Source organism: Chromobacterium vaccinii (genome assembly GCF_000971335.1).
Lineage (GTDB): Bacteria > Pseudomonadota > Gammaproteobacteria > Burkholderiales > Chromobacteriaceae > Chromobacterium > Chromobacterium vaccinii.
Window position 1 is genome coordinate 66,582 of record NZ_JZJL01000010.1, and the last position, 13,591, is coordinate 80,172.

Here is a 13,591-nt window from a genome sequence, read left to right on the forward strand (position 1 = left end):
TGGCCAAGCCGTCCACGCCCAGGCCTGCGGCGGCGATGAAAACCGGTGTGTCAGCGATATGCCCAGGGGAAGAAGAAGCAATATTCAGAGGTGACATACGAAATGCGGCGAAACATTCCACCCTTGCTTGCCCTGCTGCTCTCCGCGACCAGCCTGGCCGCGGCCAATCCTGCCTGCCCCAACGGTCCGCTCAAGATCGGCTACTACAAGATCGGCGCCGCTTACCGCGACGGCAAGGGCTATGATGTGGACATGGTCAGGGAGCTGTCCCGCCGGCTGGGTTGCCCCATCGCCAGCGAGACCGAATTGCCCCGGCTGCGCGCGCTGAAAATGCTGTCCAGCGGGCAGATAGACGTCAGCCCCTCCACTTTGGCCTCGCCGGACCGGTTGCAATACTCATGGATTTACCAATACAACCACACCAAGAACATGGTGCTGCTGAACCCGGCCGTCCAGGCCAGAACCTTGGCCGCGCTGCGCGAAGACCCGGCGCTGCGCTGGGGCGCGATACGCGGCTACCACCACGGCCCCTCGCAAGACAAGCTGCTGGAAGAACTGAACGCCCGGCGCAAGGTGGTGATCGCCGCCGACGAGGACGATCTGTACAAGATGCTGGGCAGCGGCGTGGTCACCGCGGTTTTCGCCCAGCCTTTCAGCTACGGACGCTGGCTGCGCGAGTTGCCCAACGCCAACCAGATCGTGGTGCTGGACCTGTATCCGGAAACCGACATGATCGCCAGCGGCCTGGCGCTGAGCAAGGCGCGGTTCAGCCGCGCCGCCGCCGAGAAATGGCATCAAGAGCTGCTGAAGATGTATCAGGACGGCAGCCTGTACGACATCCTGCGCCGCTATCTGAATGAGAGCGCCGCCAAACAGATGATGCAGAAGCCGCTGGAATGACACGCAAACTCTCCCCGCAGCGCCTGGCCGGCTGGCTGACTCCGCTCCTCCTGTCCCTGGCCGCGCAGGCCGGCAACCCCGCTTGTCCGCAGGGCCCGCTGGCCATCGCCTACTACGACTTCGGCGTCGCCTACCACCAGGGAAAGGGCTACGATGTCGACCTGGTGCGCGAGCTGGCTCGGCGGCTTGATTGCCCGATCCGCACGGAGACGGACTACCCGCGCATCCGCGCGCTCAAGCAACTGGAAATCGGACTGGCCGATATCGGCTCCTCCACCTTGATCACGCCGGAACGCCAGCGCTATCTGTGGCTGTATCCCTACAACCACAGCAAGAACATGGTGCTGCTGCCGCGCGCCAGCCGGGCCGATTCGCTGGACGACCTGCTCAAGTCCTCCTCCCTGCGCTGGGGAGTGATACGCGGCTATCGCCACAGCCCCGCCCAGGATCGGCTGCTGAACGACCTCGCCCAGCAACACAAGCTGGTGATCGCGGAAAGCGAAGACGACCTGTATCGCATGCTGATCAACGGTTTGGTGGATGTCGTTCTCGCACACCCCATCAGCTACGATCCATGGTTTCGCGCCCACCGCGCCGAACAACTGATCAACGCGCGCGACTTCTTCCCCGACGCCGACACCATCTCCGGCTCCATCGCGCTGAGCAAGGCGCGTTTCACGCCGGCCGCCGCCGAGCTCTGGCATCAGGAGCTGCGCAAGATGTACCGCGACGGCACCTTGCGCGCGATCCTGCGCCGCTACTTGAGCGAAGCCAGCGCGGATCAAGTGCTGAAGCTGCCGCTGGAATGACATGGACGCAAAAAAGCCCGGCTCGAAAGCCGGGCTTTTTCATGGCCAGCCGGTATTACAGCGCCAGCTTGGCGATGGCCTCCTTGGCCATGTGAATGGAGGTGGCGCGCTTGTCCGGCCCCATGTTGACTGCTTCGGCGCGGATGATTTCCACATCGCTGACGCCCAGGAAGCCCAGCACTTTCACCAGATAGTCTTCCTGGAAATCCATCAGGCTGCCCTGCTCGCCGCTGTGCACGCCGCCGCGGGCGGACACCAGCACCACTTTCTTGTCCTTCACCAGGCCCACCGGGCCGGTTTCGGTGTACTTGAAGGTGCGGCCGGCGGCGAACACGCGGTCGATCCAGCTTCTCAGCTGCGTCGGGATGGAGAAGTTGTACATCGGGGCGCCGATGACCAGCACGTCCGCAGCCAGAAATTCCTCGATCAGCTGGTCGCTCAGCGCGGCCTCGCTGCGCTGGGTCGCGGTCCAATCGGATTCCGGCGCGAAGCGCGCGCCGACGATTTCGCCGGACAGGTGGGCGATCGGGTTGGCGGCCAGGTCGCGGTAGCTGGTTTCCACGTTGGCGTGGCGCTGGCGCAGGGTGTTGGCGACGACGGCGGACAGTTCGCGGGTGACGGAGTTGTCTGCCAAGATGCTGGAGTCGAGGTGAAGCAGTTTCATGGTCTGGATCCTTCGGGGTTCGATTGCGATGAGTGGATGATAGATATCCAGAACAATCAGGACTAGACTGTTAAAATCGGAAACATTGTTCCATCAGTGAGACAATCATGCAGGACCTGAACGATCTCCTGTACTTCGCCAAAGTCGTCGAGCACGGCGGCTTCATGGCCGCCGGACGCGCGCTGGGCATTCCCAAGTCCAAACTGTCCCGCCGCGTGGCCGAGCTGGAAACGAGGCTGGGCGTGCGCCTGCTGCAGCGGACCACGCGCCGGCTGTCGCTGACCGAGATCGGCGGCCAGTACTACCAGCACTGCCAGGCGATGCTGGCCGAGGCCGAGGCCGCCGACGAGGCGGTGCTGCACAGCAGCGCCGAGCCGCGCGGCCTGATCCGCGTCAGTTGCCCGGAGCTGCTGTCCAAGACCATGCTCAGCGCAGTATTGCCGCGCTTTCTGGCGCTCCACCCGCAGGTGCGGGTGATCCTCGACGCCACCAACCGCCGCGTCGACCTGATAGAAGAAGGCGTGGACGTGGCGATCCGGGTGCGCAACGTGATTGAGGACAGCGCCAGCCTGGTGGTGCGCCGGCTGGGCAGAAGCCGGGTGATCCTGGTGGCCAGCCCGGCCTTCCTGGAAAGCCACGGCGAGCCGAAAACGCCGGAACGGCTGGCCTCCCTGCCCGCGCTGGCCATGAGCCGGCCAGACGGCCGCGGCCAATGGGTGCTGCTGGACAATGTCGGCCAGAGCTACACCATCCACCTGGACGCGCCCAGACTGATGACCGACGACATGATCGTGCTGCTGGAAGCCGCCATCGCCGGCATCGGCGTCGCCGCGCTGCCCGCCAACGTTTGCCACCAGGCGCTGGCGGACGGACGGCTGCGGCACATCCTGCCGCAGTACGACTTTCCCTGGGGCATCCTGCACGCCGCCTTCCCCACCCGCCGCGGACTGTCGCCTGCGGTGCGCGCCTTCATCGACTTCGTCTCGGAACAGCTGATCAGCGAGGAAATGGCCGGCGACTGGCAGCGCGCGGACATCCGCCCGGCATGACAATTGCTTCACCCCCGGTTTCCCGCACCCGATGGTTGAAGACATGTTCACGCTGCGCCCGCTGGCCGAAACCGACTCCCTGGAACAACTGACCGAGCTGCTGCACCGCGCCTACGCCCAACTGGCCGCGATGGGCCTGCGCTACACCGCGGTGGACCAAAGCGTGGCCGTGACCCGCCGTCGCATCGCCAGCGGCCACTGCCTGCTGGCATGGCGCGGGAATGAGCTGGCCGGCACCATCACGGTGCATCATCCGCAACCGGCCTCGCCCTGCCCGCAATTCCGCCAGCCGGACGGAGCGGTGCTGATGCAGTTCGGCGTCGATCCCGCCTGGCAAGGCTGCTGTCTAGGTTCGCAGCTGATGGATGCCGCAGAGGCCTGGGCCCGCAGCCAGGGCTATCTTCGCATCCGCCTGGACACCGCCCAGCCCGCCTCCCATCTGGTGGAACGCTACGGCAAGCGCGGCTACCGCGTCGAGGCGCCGCTGCAATGGCCGGACAAAGCCTACGCCAGCGTGGTGATGGTCAAGGAACTGGAAAAGGAACTGGAAGCGGCCGCCGCGACTCGAACCTCTGTTTGCGCTGCAACAAATTGATGGCTGCGCGCCACATATCGGCGCCAGACCATTCGCATTTATTGCATCGCAGCAGATAACGAGTACAGTGACGGCCATGGCTCGCGATGAGCCGTCGCGTCTTTTCCTACCGTTCAAGAACAAGGGGTTGCAATGTGGTCAACTGCTGCAGTTCAAGGCGGGAAGTTCCCGTTCCCTCAACCGTTGTTTGATTACTGGCTGGACGCCTGCCAGCGCGGAATCCTGTATTGGGACACGCTGTACCGCCGCGGCGAAGCCTACCTGGAGCACTGCGAAAGCGGCAAACCGCCGGTGCTGGTTTTCGACTACCGCATCATCATGGACGCCCGCGAGCTGCCCGATCCGGCCAACTACGCGCTGGCGGCGATCCAGCCGCCGTCTAACTGCCCGCCCACCGATCCCGCCAAACGCCCCTTCGTCGTCATCGACCCCCGCGCCGGCCATGGGCCGGGCATCGGCGGCTTCAAGATGGACAGCGAGATCGGCATCGCGCTGCAACAGGGCCATCCCTGCTATTTCGTGATGTTCTTCCCCCAGCCGGTGCCGGGCCAGACCATAGAAAGCGTGGCCAAGGCCGAAGGACACTTCCTCAAGCGCGTCAACGAGCTGCACCCGGACAGCGACGGCAAGCCCTTCGTGATCGGCAACTGCCAGGGCGGCTGGGCGTTGGCGATGCTGGCGTCGGTGGCGCCGGAGCTGGTCGGCCCCATCCTGCTGGCCGGCTCGCCGCTGTCGTACTGGGCCGGCGTGCGCGGCAAGAATCCGATGCGCTATGCCGGCGGCCTGAACGGCGGCACCTGGACCGCGTCGCTGGCCGGCGATCTGGGCAATGGCCATTTCGACGGCGCCCACCTGGTCGAGAACTTCGAGAAGCTGGATCCGGCCAACACCCTGTGGAAAAAGTCCTACAACCTGTACGCCAAGATCGACACCGAGCCGCAGCGCTATCTGGACTTCGAGCGCTGGTGGGGCGGCCATTACCTGCTGAACAAGGCGGAAATGGAGTGGATCACCCAGAAGCTGTTCGTCGGCAACGAGCTGGTCCACGGCAAGATCACCAGCCATGACGGCAAGGCCCGGGTGGACATGCGCAACATCCGCTCGCCCATCATGGTGTTCGCGTCCTGGGGCGACAACATCACCCCGCCGCAACAGGCGCTGAACTGGATCGCCGATCTCTACGACAACGCCGAGGACATCCGCAACAACGAACAGACCATCGTCTACTGCCTGCACAACAAGGTGGGCCACCTCGGCATCTTCGTGTCCGCCGGCGTCGCCAACAAGGAACACAGCGAATTCGCCAGCGCGCTGGACCTGATCGACGTGCTGGCCCCCGGGCTGTACGAGGCCGTCATCGAGGACATCGCGCCGGACGCGCCGGGCCAGGAGTACATCGAGGGCCGCTACATCATCCGTTTCGAGGCCCGCGACGTGTCCGACATCCTGGCGCTGGACGACGGCCGCGACGACGAGCGCGCTTTCGAAGTGGTGAAGCGGGTATCCGAGATCAACCAGGGCCTGTACGACCGCTACGTCTCGCCTACGCTGCGCGCCGCCAGCAACGAGGCTGGCGCCCGCCTGCTGCGCGAGCTGCACCCGGCCCGGCTGGAACGGACGCTGGTCTCGCCGAAAAACCCGTGGCTGTGGTGGCTGCCGGACCTGGCCGACAAGGTGCGCGCGCAGCGCCGGCCGTTAGCGGCCGACAATCCGCTGTGGCTGTGGCAGGAACAGGTGTCCGGCTTCATCGTCCAGTCGCTCGACCATTACCGCGATCTGCGCGACGCCGCGCAGGAGCAGCTGTTCCGCGCGATCTACGAATCGCCGCAGCTGGCCACCCTGGTCGGCGTCGCGCCGGCCGGCGAGTCGCGCAGCCAGGCGCTGACTTGGGAAAGCCGCGAACTGGCCCGCCTGAAGCGCGAAGCGCTGGACCCTAGCTTCGAGCAAGGCACGCTGGCAGACGGCTTCGTGCGGCTGCTGCTCTACGTCAGCATCGGCATAGGCGTGGTGGACGAACGGCCCTTCAACGCCATCCGCCGGGTGATGCGCGACGTGCGCCACGAATACCCGCTGACGCTGATGCAATTGAAGGACATCGTCCGCCACCAGGTGGCGCTGGTGCGGCTGGACGCGCCGCGCGCGCTGCGCGGCCTGCCCCTGCTGCTGCCGGATGCCCGCCGCCGCCATCAAGCCTGGCTGTTGGCCCGCGATCTGCTGGCGCTGAACGGTCCCATCCCGGCCGAGCACCAGGAGCGGCTGGACCTGGCGGCCAAGACGCTGGAACTCGACGCCGCCGCCGCGCTCCGCGCCGCCTCTTCCTCAAAGAGGACTGAAGCGGAGACTGCGGCCGATTCGCCGGTCCTTGCCGAGACCGCCCCCGCCGTTTATCCCTCCGCGGCCAAACCCGTCGCCGGCACAGCCGTTTCTGCGAAGGCAGCGACAAGCAAACCCGCCCCGGCGAAACCCGTGCCAGTTGCCAAGCCATCGGCGAAAACCGTCAAACCGGCAGCAAGCAAACCGGCCACAGCGAAGCCCTCGCCGGCAGCCAAAACGCTTGGAAAAACCGCCAAGCCCGCGGCGCCGAAGCCAACGTCGGACCAAAGCAAGCCGATAGCCAAGCCTGCCGCGCGGACAAGCGCTGCGGGAAAGCCTACTGGCAAGGCCAACGGCCAGGCGCCAGGCGCGTCTCCGGCCGCTTCCGCGCCCGGCAAGCGAGGCAAGGCGTAAGCCATGCGCGGGAACCGGGGCGACTCGGTTCCCGCATTGACTATTGCAATAGCGAAAGCTAATATTCCGGTTCTGCGGGAGAGAGGGGCAATGCCCCCGCCGAAGACGCAAGCTCCCATAATCGCTCAGGCAAACGTACCGCAGCGCAGTATCGATTCAAGCCGATTGGAGAGAGGCCGCCGCGCGCGGCCCACCGAAGGGGCAAGCGGCCAAAGGCCGCGCAACTCTCAGGTAAAAGGACAAGGGGAGAGGCTGTTACCCAACCCGGAAACCGTCCAGGAGTTTGCCTTGTCCGCTCATCCATGCCTCGGCGCGAGCCTTTCGCGCCTCATTTCCGTTTTCCGCCATCCGCGCGCCATCGCTCCGGCTGGCGTTCCATCGTTCCACCCCCATAAGATTTCATCATGCTGACCCTGATCTACCTGATCGCCATCACCGCGGAAGCGATGACCGGCGCGCTGGCGGCCGGCCGCCGCCACATGGACATTTTCGGCGTAGCCGTCATCGCCTTCCTCACCGCGCTGGGCGGCGGCACCGTGCGCGACATCGTGCTGGGCCGCTATCCGATAGGCTGGACCCAGCATCCGGAATACGTGCTGCTGGTGGTGGCCGGCGGCCTGGCCGCGGTCCTGGTCGCCCGCTACATGCGCCATCTGAACCGCCTGTTCCTGATCCTGGACGCGCTGGGCCTGGTGGCGTTCACCATCATAGGCTGCGACGTGGCGCTGGGCATGGGCTACCACCCGGTCATCATCGTGATGGCAGGGATGATCACCGGCATCGCCGGCGGCATCCTGCGCGACGTGCTATGCAACCGCGTGCCCATCGTGTTCCGCCGCGAGCTGTACGCCAGCGTGTCGCTGCTGGTGGCCATCCTGTACCTGGGCCTCAACCATCTGGCCATGCCCCACGACTGGAACGTGATCGCCAGCTTCGCCTTCGGCCTGGCGCTGCGCCTGGTCGCGCTGTGGCGCGAATGGCAGCTGCCGGTGTTCGCCTACAGGCACGACCACCACTGATCCCCAAGACAAACACCCCGCCCTGGCGGGGTGTTTCGCATTCCGGGCACCCGCGCCGCGCCGCCGCAAGCTCCAGACCCGGCGTGCCCTGCGCCCCGCGCGCAAATGACAATGGATATTTGACACACGCCAGCCACCCAATGTAAATAAGAGGCCCCTGATATCCCGCCGCTGACCAGCCGACATCACCATGCACATTTCCGGTCCCGCCTTTCGCCGCCTTATCCTGCGCCTGCCGCTGGCCATCCCCGCGCTCTTGATCTGCTATCTGCTCGCCGCGCTGGCGCTGGGACTGCTGCCCAGCAACCGCGGCTGGGCTCCGCCCGCGAACGGCATACCCATCTACCTGGACAGCAACGGCGTGCACACCAGCGTGATCATGCCGGTCAAGACCGATGCGCAGGACTGGACCGCCGCCTTTCCTCCGGAACACATCCGCCGCCCAGACCTGTACGCGCGCTCGCCCTACATCTCCATCGGCTGGGGCAGCAAGGTATTCTTCCTGACCATACAAAACTGGGAAGACCTTAGCGCCGGCAAGGCATTGGCCGCGCTGGCGTTCGACCAAAGCGTGCTGCACGTGGAATACCTGCCCCAGCCCAAGGAGGGGAAGGACACCCGGCGCATCCTGATCAGCCCGGAACAATACCGCCGGCTGGCGGACTTCATCCGCCAAAGCGCGCCGCTCGACGCCCACGGCCGGACCTTGCAGGAAACCGGACACCATTACGGCGACAACGACGCCTTCTACGCCGCCCATGGCCGCTACAACCCCATCGTCACCTGCAACCAATGGACGCGCGACGCGCTGGCCGAGGCCGGCGTGCGCACCGCGCTGTGGTCCCCTTTTGTCCAGCCGCTGTTCTGGCAACTGGAAAAGTGATCGCCTCCCTTACTTGAGCAGCGCGCGCAAGGCCTTGACAACCGCCGGATCAGGCTTGGGGCCGATATCCTCGGTGGAAGCGGCGATCCGGCCCTGCCGGTCCGTCACCACGATGCGGGTGGAGTGGTTGATCTCGCCGCTATCCAGCCGCCGATAGCGTATGCCCAGCGCGGCCGCCACGCCGCGGGTGTCTTCGTCGGACTTGCCCACCGCCAATAGCCAGTTCCGCGCCTGGATCCCATACTCGCCGGCGAGGTGCGCCAGGCTTGCCGGCGTGTCGCCCCCCGGATTCAGGCTCACCATCAGCACCGTCGCCCGATCCCGCTCCCGGGCCGGCAGCGCGGCGATGATGGATTTCACGCCCCCCATCACGATCGGACAAGCCAGTTTGCAATCGCCGTAGAACATGGTGATCAGCGCCGGCTTGCCGGCCAGATCCGAGAACTGCAGCGCATCGCCGCGCTGCGTGGTCAGCGGCGCGTCCAGCCGGTACAGCGAGTCGCCCGGCAGATCATTCCCCGCCCAGGCCCCGCTCGATGCCAGCGCCAGCAAACATGCGGCCAGGCCGCTTTTCCATCCCCTCATGACTTTTCCTCCGGTTCATCCCTGGCGCAGCGAAAGCCCACCGTGCCCACGGTGTCGGCGGCGTTCAGCGCCGCCAGCATCGCGATGCGCATCAGGATCGCGTAGTTTTCCCGGTCGCCCAGCGACAAGGCCGCCGCGCCGCAGGTGGCCAGTGTGCGCTGCTCCCCCTGGGAGCGGCTGTCGCTGGTGACGAACAGGCCGTTGAAATCCTCCACCCACTCGTAGATGGAGCCATGCAAGTCGCTGACGCCCCAGACATTGGGCTCCCGCCCCACCGGCGCCAGCAGCCGTCCAGTCGGCTGCGCGTACCATTGCAGAATGCGCGCCCGCCACTGCGGATCATCCCGGGCGTCGCGGCGCCCGGCATCGGCCGCCGCCGCCATCTCCCACTCGTGCCACGTCGGCAGGCGCGCGCCTTCGCTGCGGCAATAGGCGCGCGCCGCATGCCAGCTGACACGAGTGACCGGCGCATCCGCCGGAAGATCGCCAAAATCGTCCGAGGCGCGCCAGTCGGCGAGATATCCCGCCCCGGCATACAGGGCGGGAACCACCCCTCGCCGCCACTCAGGATGCGCCTGCGCAAAGCGCAGGAACTCGCCGTTGGTGACGGGCCTCGCCCTCAGCCGGTATGGCTTGACCGCTACGGTCGCGCCATCCGGAGACAAGGCGCTGCGAAAAGCCCCGCCGGATACCGCCGCATAGTCGGCTGCCGGCACCGTCTGGCACGCCAAGAGCCCGCAACACGCCAGCGCGAGCGCCAGGCGCGCGCTCATTGCCGCTGTGCCCGCAGCGTCTTCACCTCGTCCACCGTGACCACGGGCTTGCCATGGTTGAATTGCGCGCTGACATAGTTGAGCACGTCGGCCACCTCCTGGTCCGACAAATCCAGCGCGGGCATCACGCCGTTGTAATTGACGCCGTTGACTGTGATCGGTCCCGCGCGGCCGCCCAGGATGATTCTGGCCGCCTCCAGCGGACGCTTCTGGATCAGATCGGAATTGGCCAGCGGCGGGAACACGCCATCCAGCCCCTGGGCATTGGCCTGGTGGCAGACCACGCAGTTTTTGCTGAACACCGCCCGGCCATGATCGGCCGGCGCGGCCTCGTGCGTTTGCGGCGGCTCGGCGTTGACCGGCGCGTCTTCGCCCGGGGAAGGTTTCGCCGAAACCGGCGACGCCGCGCCCAGCGCGCTGATCACGCCCTTGGAATAGATATCGGGCCGCTCGGGGCCGCTGACCGTCAACAGGCCGATCGCCCCCTTGTTGAAGGCCCGCGTCAGCGAGTGGTCGACCAGGGTCAGGCTGCCCGGCACCCTCGGCGTGAACTCGACGATGGCCGAGCCGCCGGCGGGAACCATCGTAGTCTGCACATTGCGCTGGAAATGGGCGCTGCCCTCGTTGTACACCTTGTCGAAGATCGCGCCGATGATGTGGAAGCTGGAAGCGAGGTTGGGGCCGCCGACGCCGAAATAGATCCGGACCTTTTCGCCGGCCTTGGCGGTCAGCGCCTTGTTGCCGGCCAGCGCCCGGTCGGCGCCGTTGAACAGCACATAGGTCGGCTTTTCATCTATCGCCTTCTGCATGTCGAAGGGCTGCAGCCCGCCGGCCCGATACCCGGTGCCGGTGTAGAATTCGCCCTGCATCACGTAGTACTCGCGGTCCACCTTGGGCAGCGGCTTTTCCGGCTCCACCAGAATCATGCCGTACATGCCGTTGGCGATGTGCATGCCCACCGGCGCAGTGGCGCAGTGGTAGACATAGAGGCCCGGATTCAGCGCCTTGAAGCTGAACACCGCCTGGTTGCCCGGCGCCACCAGCGTCTGCGGCGCGCCGCCGCCCGGCCCGGTGACCGCGTGCAGGTCGATGTTGTGCGGCAGCTTGTTGCTGGCCAGATTCTTCAGATGCAGCTCCACGGTATCGCCGGTCCTCACCCGTATCATCTTGCCGGGCACCGTGCCGCCGAAGGTCCAGAACATGTAGCGCGAGCCCGGCGCGATCTCGCGCTCCACCTCCTCCACCGTCAAATCCACCACCACCCGGGCCGGCGTCTTGCGCATGATCGGCGGCGGCGTCATGGGCGGCGCCACCAGCGCCTGATGGACGATAGGCAAGGGCCCTGCGCCCGCCGGCGCGGCCAAACAGGACAGCGCCGCCGCCAAAACGCCGGACAAGGGGAACCCGTTCTTCAGCAATCTTTTCACCGCAACACTCCTCGCCTGATATCGGCGAGCCGGAGGCGAATGCAGCAAGGACGCAGCCGCCGGACACGCCAGACTGACACCGTGGGCGCAAGGGCCCGCCTTAAAATGCATAATTAATACATGTTAAAGTCTGCCGGATTGGGTTCTCGAGGAAAATATCAATGGCATGATTGCTTGATGCAGAACAAGTCGCCGCTAAGCGCCCGTCGCTTTTTTGCAGAACGCCCTTTCAGGCAATGAAAAGCCCCGGCGAAAGCCGGGGCTGGAAACTGGTGGAGGCGGCGGGAATCGAACCCGCGTCCGAAAGTCCTCTACAGTGAGTTCTACATACTTAGTCGTGTCATTTGGATTTAACCTCCGCCACGCCGACGGACAGGCTGGACTTTGGCGAGTTACCTATTATTTCGCACTGAACCAAGTAACCCGGAACAGCACTAGCAGATGTAGAGTGACACTACAGGGTTTTGACGCCCCCGGCCCATCTGCGAACCGTTGTAGTGTCTAGCCGGCCGTTAGGCTGCTAGAGCGTAAGTTTCGTCGTTTGCGACTAAAAAAATTCAGTGTTTTACGGGGTGACTGAAATCCCGGTATGCCCCCATCTGCTTCGCAACCCCCGTCGAAACCAGGTCGCCCCCAGATAAGAATGTTCATTATATTACAACTATCATCGCTTGGCGAGTCCGGCCATCACCGCCAAGCGCCGCCTACTTGAACAACATATGCCCCAGCTTGGCGGCCTTGGTGTCAAGGTAGCGGTCGTTGTACGGATTGCGGCCCACTTGCAGCGGCACGCGCTCCACCACCTTGATGCCGGCAGTCTCCAGCGTAGCCAGCTTGCGGGGGTTGTTGGTCATCACCTTGACGCTGCCTATGCCCAGATGCTCCAGCATGTGGCGGGCGATGCGGAAATCGCGCATATCGGCCGGGAAGCCCAGCCGCTCGTTGGCCTCCACCGTATCGGCGCCGCCGTCCTGCAGCTTGTAGGCGCGGATCTTGTTGATCAGGCCGATCCCCCGGCCTTCCTGGCGCAGATACAGCAGCGCGCCGCGGCCAGCCTTGCTGATCTCCTCCATCGCGGCCTCCAGCTGGAAGCCGCAATCGCAACGCAAGGAGAACAGCGCGTCGCCGGTCAGGCATTCCGAGTGCAGCCGCGCCAGCACCGGCTGGCCGTCGCCCACCTCGCCCAGCGTCAGCGCCACGTGCTCCTGCCCGCTTTCCTCCTCGAAGCCATGCATGGCGAACTCTCCCCACGGCGTGGGCAGCTTGCAGCTGGCGATGTACTGGATGATGGGTTCGGGAGCGGGTTGCGGGTGCGGCGACATGACTTCTCCAACGCTGAGGAATGCAATGCGAAAAGGCCGCGCAGCGGCCTGTGATGATGCTTAGTTGGGGAGGCTTCCCCCGTTTTCAAGCGGCGGCAGATTGACGAGGATCTGCGGCAGCACGATGGCCAGCGCCGCCAGCCATGCCTGGCGCTCCGGCGTGAAGTGGCCGGCAGTGAACGATTCGGCGTCGATGATGCCCAGCACGTTGTCGTCGCGGCGCAAGACCGGCAGGCAGATCTCGCTTTTCACCTTGGGGTCGCACTCGTAGTAGCCGCCGCCGTCGGCGCGCCACTTTTCCACGTCCTCCACCACCACCGCCCAGCCGGTGAGGCCGACGCGGCTGTTGTTGCTGAACTCGGCGAATTCCTCGGTCAGCGGGAACTCGGCGCGGCTCTCCACGCCCTTGTAGGCCAGCTTGACCAGCACCGCGCTCTTGCCGACACCGAGCTTGCGATAGATGCCCAACCAGTCGGCTCCGATCTTGGCGTTGACCGAGTCCAGCAAGGCGTTCAGGTTGACCAGCGCCGCGGTGGTTTCCACCGATTCGCCGCCCAGCGCCGCGGACAAGTCGTACGGAGTTTCGTCCAGCTCGTCGAACAGCGAGCAACTCCCGCCCTCGCCGAGCTTGGGCACCTTGTAACGGTACACATCGCGCTGCGGAATCGGTTTGTCCACAGCGATGACGGCCTGCAGCGTCATCACCGCGATCTGCACATCGGTCAGGTCCAGATTCAGCGCCTGCTCTCGCAGATAGTCGGTCAGATGGCTTGCGGGTATCATGGGGGGGGGAGCTCCTGAGCTGCCGCGCGTCGCAGCGCGCTTGAATTCGAAACGC

At 65.3% G+C, this 13,591-nt stretch carries 13 protein-coding genes, 1 other RNA gene and 2 riboswitches; of the genes, 7 read left to right on the top strand and 7 right to left on the bottom strand.

What is annotated here, in order from left to right; genetic code table 11:
* The first annotated feature begins 102 nt into the window (after window positions 1-102).
* Both VL52_RS07115 and VL52_RS07120 read left to right on the top strand, forming a co-directional pair.
* On the top strand, window positions 103-900 hold the full coding sequence (locus VL52_RS07115; RefSeq protein ID WP_082107099.1) for a substrate-binding periplasmic protein: 798 nt from the start codon (window positions 103-105) through the stop codon (window positions 898-900).
* Window positions 897-1,709 carry a substrate-binding periplasmic protein gene (locus VL52_RS07120; RefSeq protein ID WP_046156385.1) on the top strand — a complete coding sequence of 271 codons (813 nt, stop codon included), beginning with the start codon at window positions 897-899 and terminating at the stop codon, window positions 1,707-1,709. Before VL52_RS07115 ends, VL52_RS07120 begins: the two co-directional genes overlap by 4 nt.
* A gap of 55 nt (window positions 1,710-1,764) precedes the next feature.
* Here VL52_RS07120 and VL52_RS07125 read toward each other — a convergent pair whose 3' ends face one another.
* Window positions 1,765-2,373: an FMN-dependent NADH-azoreductase gene (locus VL52_RS07125; RefSeq protein ID WP_021478078.1), complete on the bottom strand. Its 609-nt coding sequence runs from the start codon at window positions 2,371-2,373 to the stop codon at window positions 1,765-1,767.
* 107 nt (window positions 2,374-2,480) lie between these two features.
* Between VL52_RS07125 and VL52_RS07130 the strand changes: the two genes are divergently transcribed.
* The 5 genes from VL52_RS07130 to VL52_RS07150 all read left to right on the top strand — a co-directional run bounded on the left by VL52_RS07130 (window position 2,481) and on the right by VL52_RS07150 (window position 8,646).
* The gene (locus VL52_RS07130; RefSeq protein WP_046156386.1) at window positions 2,481-3,422 is read left to right on the top strand and encodes a LysR substrate-binding domain-containing protein; all 942 of its coding nucleotides are present in this window, start codon (window positions 2,481-2,483) and stop codon (window positions 3,420-3,422) included.
* Window positions 3,423-3,465: 43 nt separating this feature from the next.
* Window positions 3,466-4,017, top strand: a complete 552-nt coding sequence (locus tag VL52_RS07135) for a GNAT family N-acetyltransferase (protein WP_052729197.1) — start codon at window positions 3,466-3,468, stop codon at window positions 4,015-4,017.
* Window positions 4,018-4,149: 132 nt separating this feature from the next.
* On the top strand, window positions 4,150-6,744 hold the full coding sequence (locus tag VL52_RS07140) for a DUF3141 domain-containing protein (RefSeq protein WP_046156388.1): 2,595 nt from the start codon (window positions 4,150-4,152) through the stop codon (window positions 6,742-6,744).
* Window positions 6,745-6,809: 65 nt separating this feature from the next.
* Window positions 6,810-6,895: riboswitch (glycine riboswitch) on the top strand.
* A gap of 4 nt (window positions 6,896-6,899) precedes the next feature.
* Window positions 6,900-6,997: riboswitch (glycine riboswitch) on the top strand.
* A 151-nt stretch (window positions 6,998-7,148) separates the two neighbouring features.
* The gene (locus tag VL52_RS07145) at window positions 7,149-7,763 is read left to right on the top strand and encodes a trimeric intracellular cation channel family protein (RefSeq protein WP_021478083.1); all 615 of its coding nucleotides are present in this window, start codon (window positions 7,149-7,151) and stop codon (window positions 7,761-7,763) included.
* A gap of 190 nt (window positions 7,764-7,953) precedes the next feature.
* Window positions 7,954-8,646 carry a TIGR02117 family protein gene (locus VL52_RS07150; protein WP_046156389.1) on the top strand — a complete coding sequence of 231 codons (693 nt, stop codon included), beginning with the start codon at window positions 7,954-7,956 and terminating at the stop codon, window positions 8,644-8,646.
* Window positions 8,647-8,655: 9 nt separating this feature from the next.
* Here the strand turns inward: VL52_RS07150 and VL52_RS07155 are convergent, their stop codons facing one another.
* From VL52_RS07155 to VL52_RS07175, 6 genes are all read right to left on the bottom strand, one after another.
* Complete coding sequence (locus VL52_RS07155; RefSeq protein WP_046156390.1) at window positions 8,656-9,231, bottom strand: SCO family protein; 576 nt, start codon at window positions 9,229-9,231, stop codon at window positions 8,656-8,658.
* On the bottom strand, window positions 9,228-10,004 hold the full coding sequence (locus VL52_RS07160; protein ID WP_082113669.1) for a formylglycine-generating enzyme family protein: 777 nt from the start codon (window positions 10,002-10,004) through the stop codon (window positions 9,228-9,230). Before VL52_RS07160 ends, VL52_RS07155 begins: the two co-directional genes overlap by 4 nt.
* Window positions 10,001-11,431: a copper-containing nitrite reductase gene (gene nirK, locus VL52_RS07165; RefSeq protein ID WP_235429227.1), complete on the bottom strand. Its 1,431-nt coding sequence runs from the start codon at window positions 11,429-11,431 to the stop codon at window positions 10,001-10,003. Before nirK ends, VL52_RS07160 begins: the two co-directional genes overlap by 4 nt.
* 270 nt (window positions 11,432-11,701) lie before the next feature.
* Window positions 11,702-12,066: a transfer-messenger RNA gene (gene ssrA, locus VL52_RS23820) on the bottom strand.
* Window positions 12,067-12,135: 69 nt separating this feature from the next.
* Window positions 12,136-12,753: a GTP cyclohydrolase II gene (gene ribA / locus VL52_RS07170; protein ID WP_046156392.1), complete on the bottom strand. Its 618-nt coding sequence runs from the start codon at window positions 12,751-12,753 to the stop codon at window positions 12,136-12,138.
* Window positions 12,754-12,813: 60 nt separating this feature from the next.
* The gene (locus tag VL52_RS07175) at window positions 12,814-13,536 is read right to left on the bottom strand and encodes a GAF domain-containing protein (RefSeq protein WP_046156393.1); all 723 of its coding nucleotides are present in this window, start codon (window positions 13,534-13,536) and stop codon (window positions 12,814-12,816) included.
* Window positions 13,537-13,591 lie beyond the last annotated feature (55 nt).

Excerpts from the sequence above, each read along its gene's own strand:
- VL52_RS07140 (WP_046156388.1), top strand. The coding sequence starts at position 4,150 with ATGTGGTCAACTGCTGCAGTTCAAGGCGGGAAGTTCCCGTTCCCTCAA.
- VL52_RS07155 (WP_046156390.1), bottom strand. The coding sequence starts at position 9,231 with ATGAGGGGATGGAAAAGCGGCCTGGCCGCATGTTTGCTGGCGCTGGCA.
- VL52_RS07135 (WP_052729197.1), top strand. The coding sequence starts at position 3,466 with ATGTTCACGCTGCGCCCGCTGGCCGAAACCGACTCCCTGGAACAACTG.
- ribA (WP_046156392.1), bottom strand. The coding sequence starts at position 12,753 with ATGTCGCCGCACCCGCAACCCGCTCCCGAACCCATCATCCAGTACATC.
- VL52_RS07160 (WP_082113669.1), bottom strand. The coding sequence starts at position 10,004 with ATGAGCGCGCGCCTGGCGCTCGCGCTGGCGTGTTGCGGGCTCTTGGCG.
- VL52_RS07115 (WP_082107099.1), top strand. The coding sequence starts at position 103 with ATGCGGCGAAACATTCCACCCTTGCTTGCCCTGCTGCTCTCCGCGACC.
- VL52_RS07125 (WP_021478078.1), bottom strand. The coding sequence starts at position 2,373 with ATGAAACTGCTTCACCTCGACTCCAGCATCTTGGCAGACAACTCCGTC.
- VL52_RS07150 (WP_046156389.1), top strand. The coding sequence starts at position 7,954 with ATGCACATTTCCGGTCCCGCCTTTCGCCGCCTTATCCTGCGCCTGCCG.
- VL52_RS07120 (WP_046156385.1), top strand. The coding sequence starts at position 897 with ATGACACGCAAACTCTCCCCGCAGCGCCTGGCCGGCTGGCTGACTCCG.
- VL52_RS07145 (WP_021478083.1), top strand. The coding sequence starts at position 7,149 with ATGCTGACCCTGATCTACCTGATCGCCATCACCGCGGAAGCGATGACC.
- VL52_RS07175 (WP_046156393.1), bottom strand. The coding sequence starts at position 13,536 with ATGATACCCGCAAGCCATCTGACCGACTATCTGCGAGAGCAGGCGCTG.
- VL52_RS07130 (WP_046156386.1), top strand. The coding sequence starts at position 2,481 with ATGCAGGACCTGAACGATCTCCTGTACTTCGCCAAAGTCGTCGAGCAC.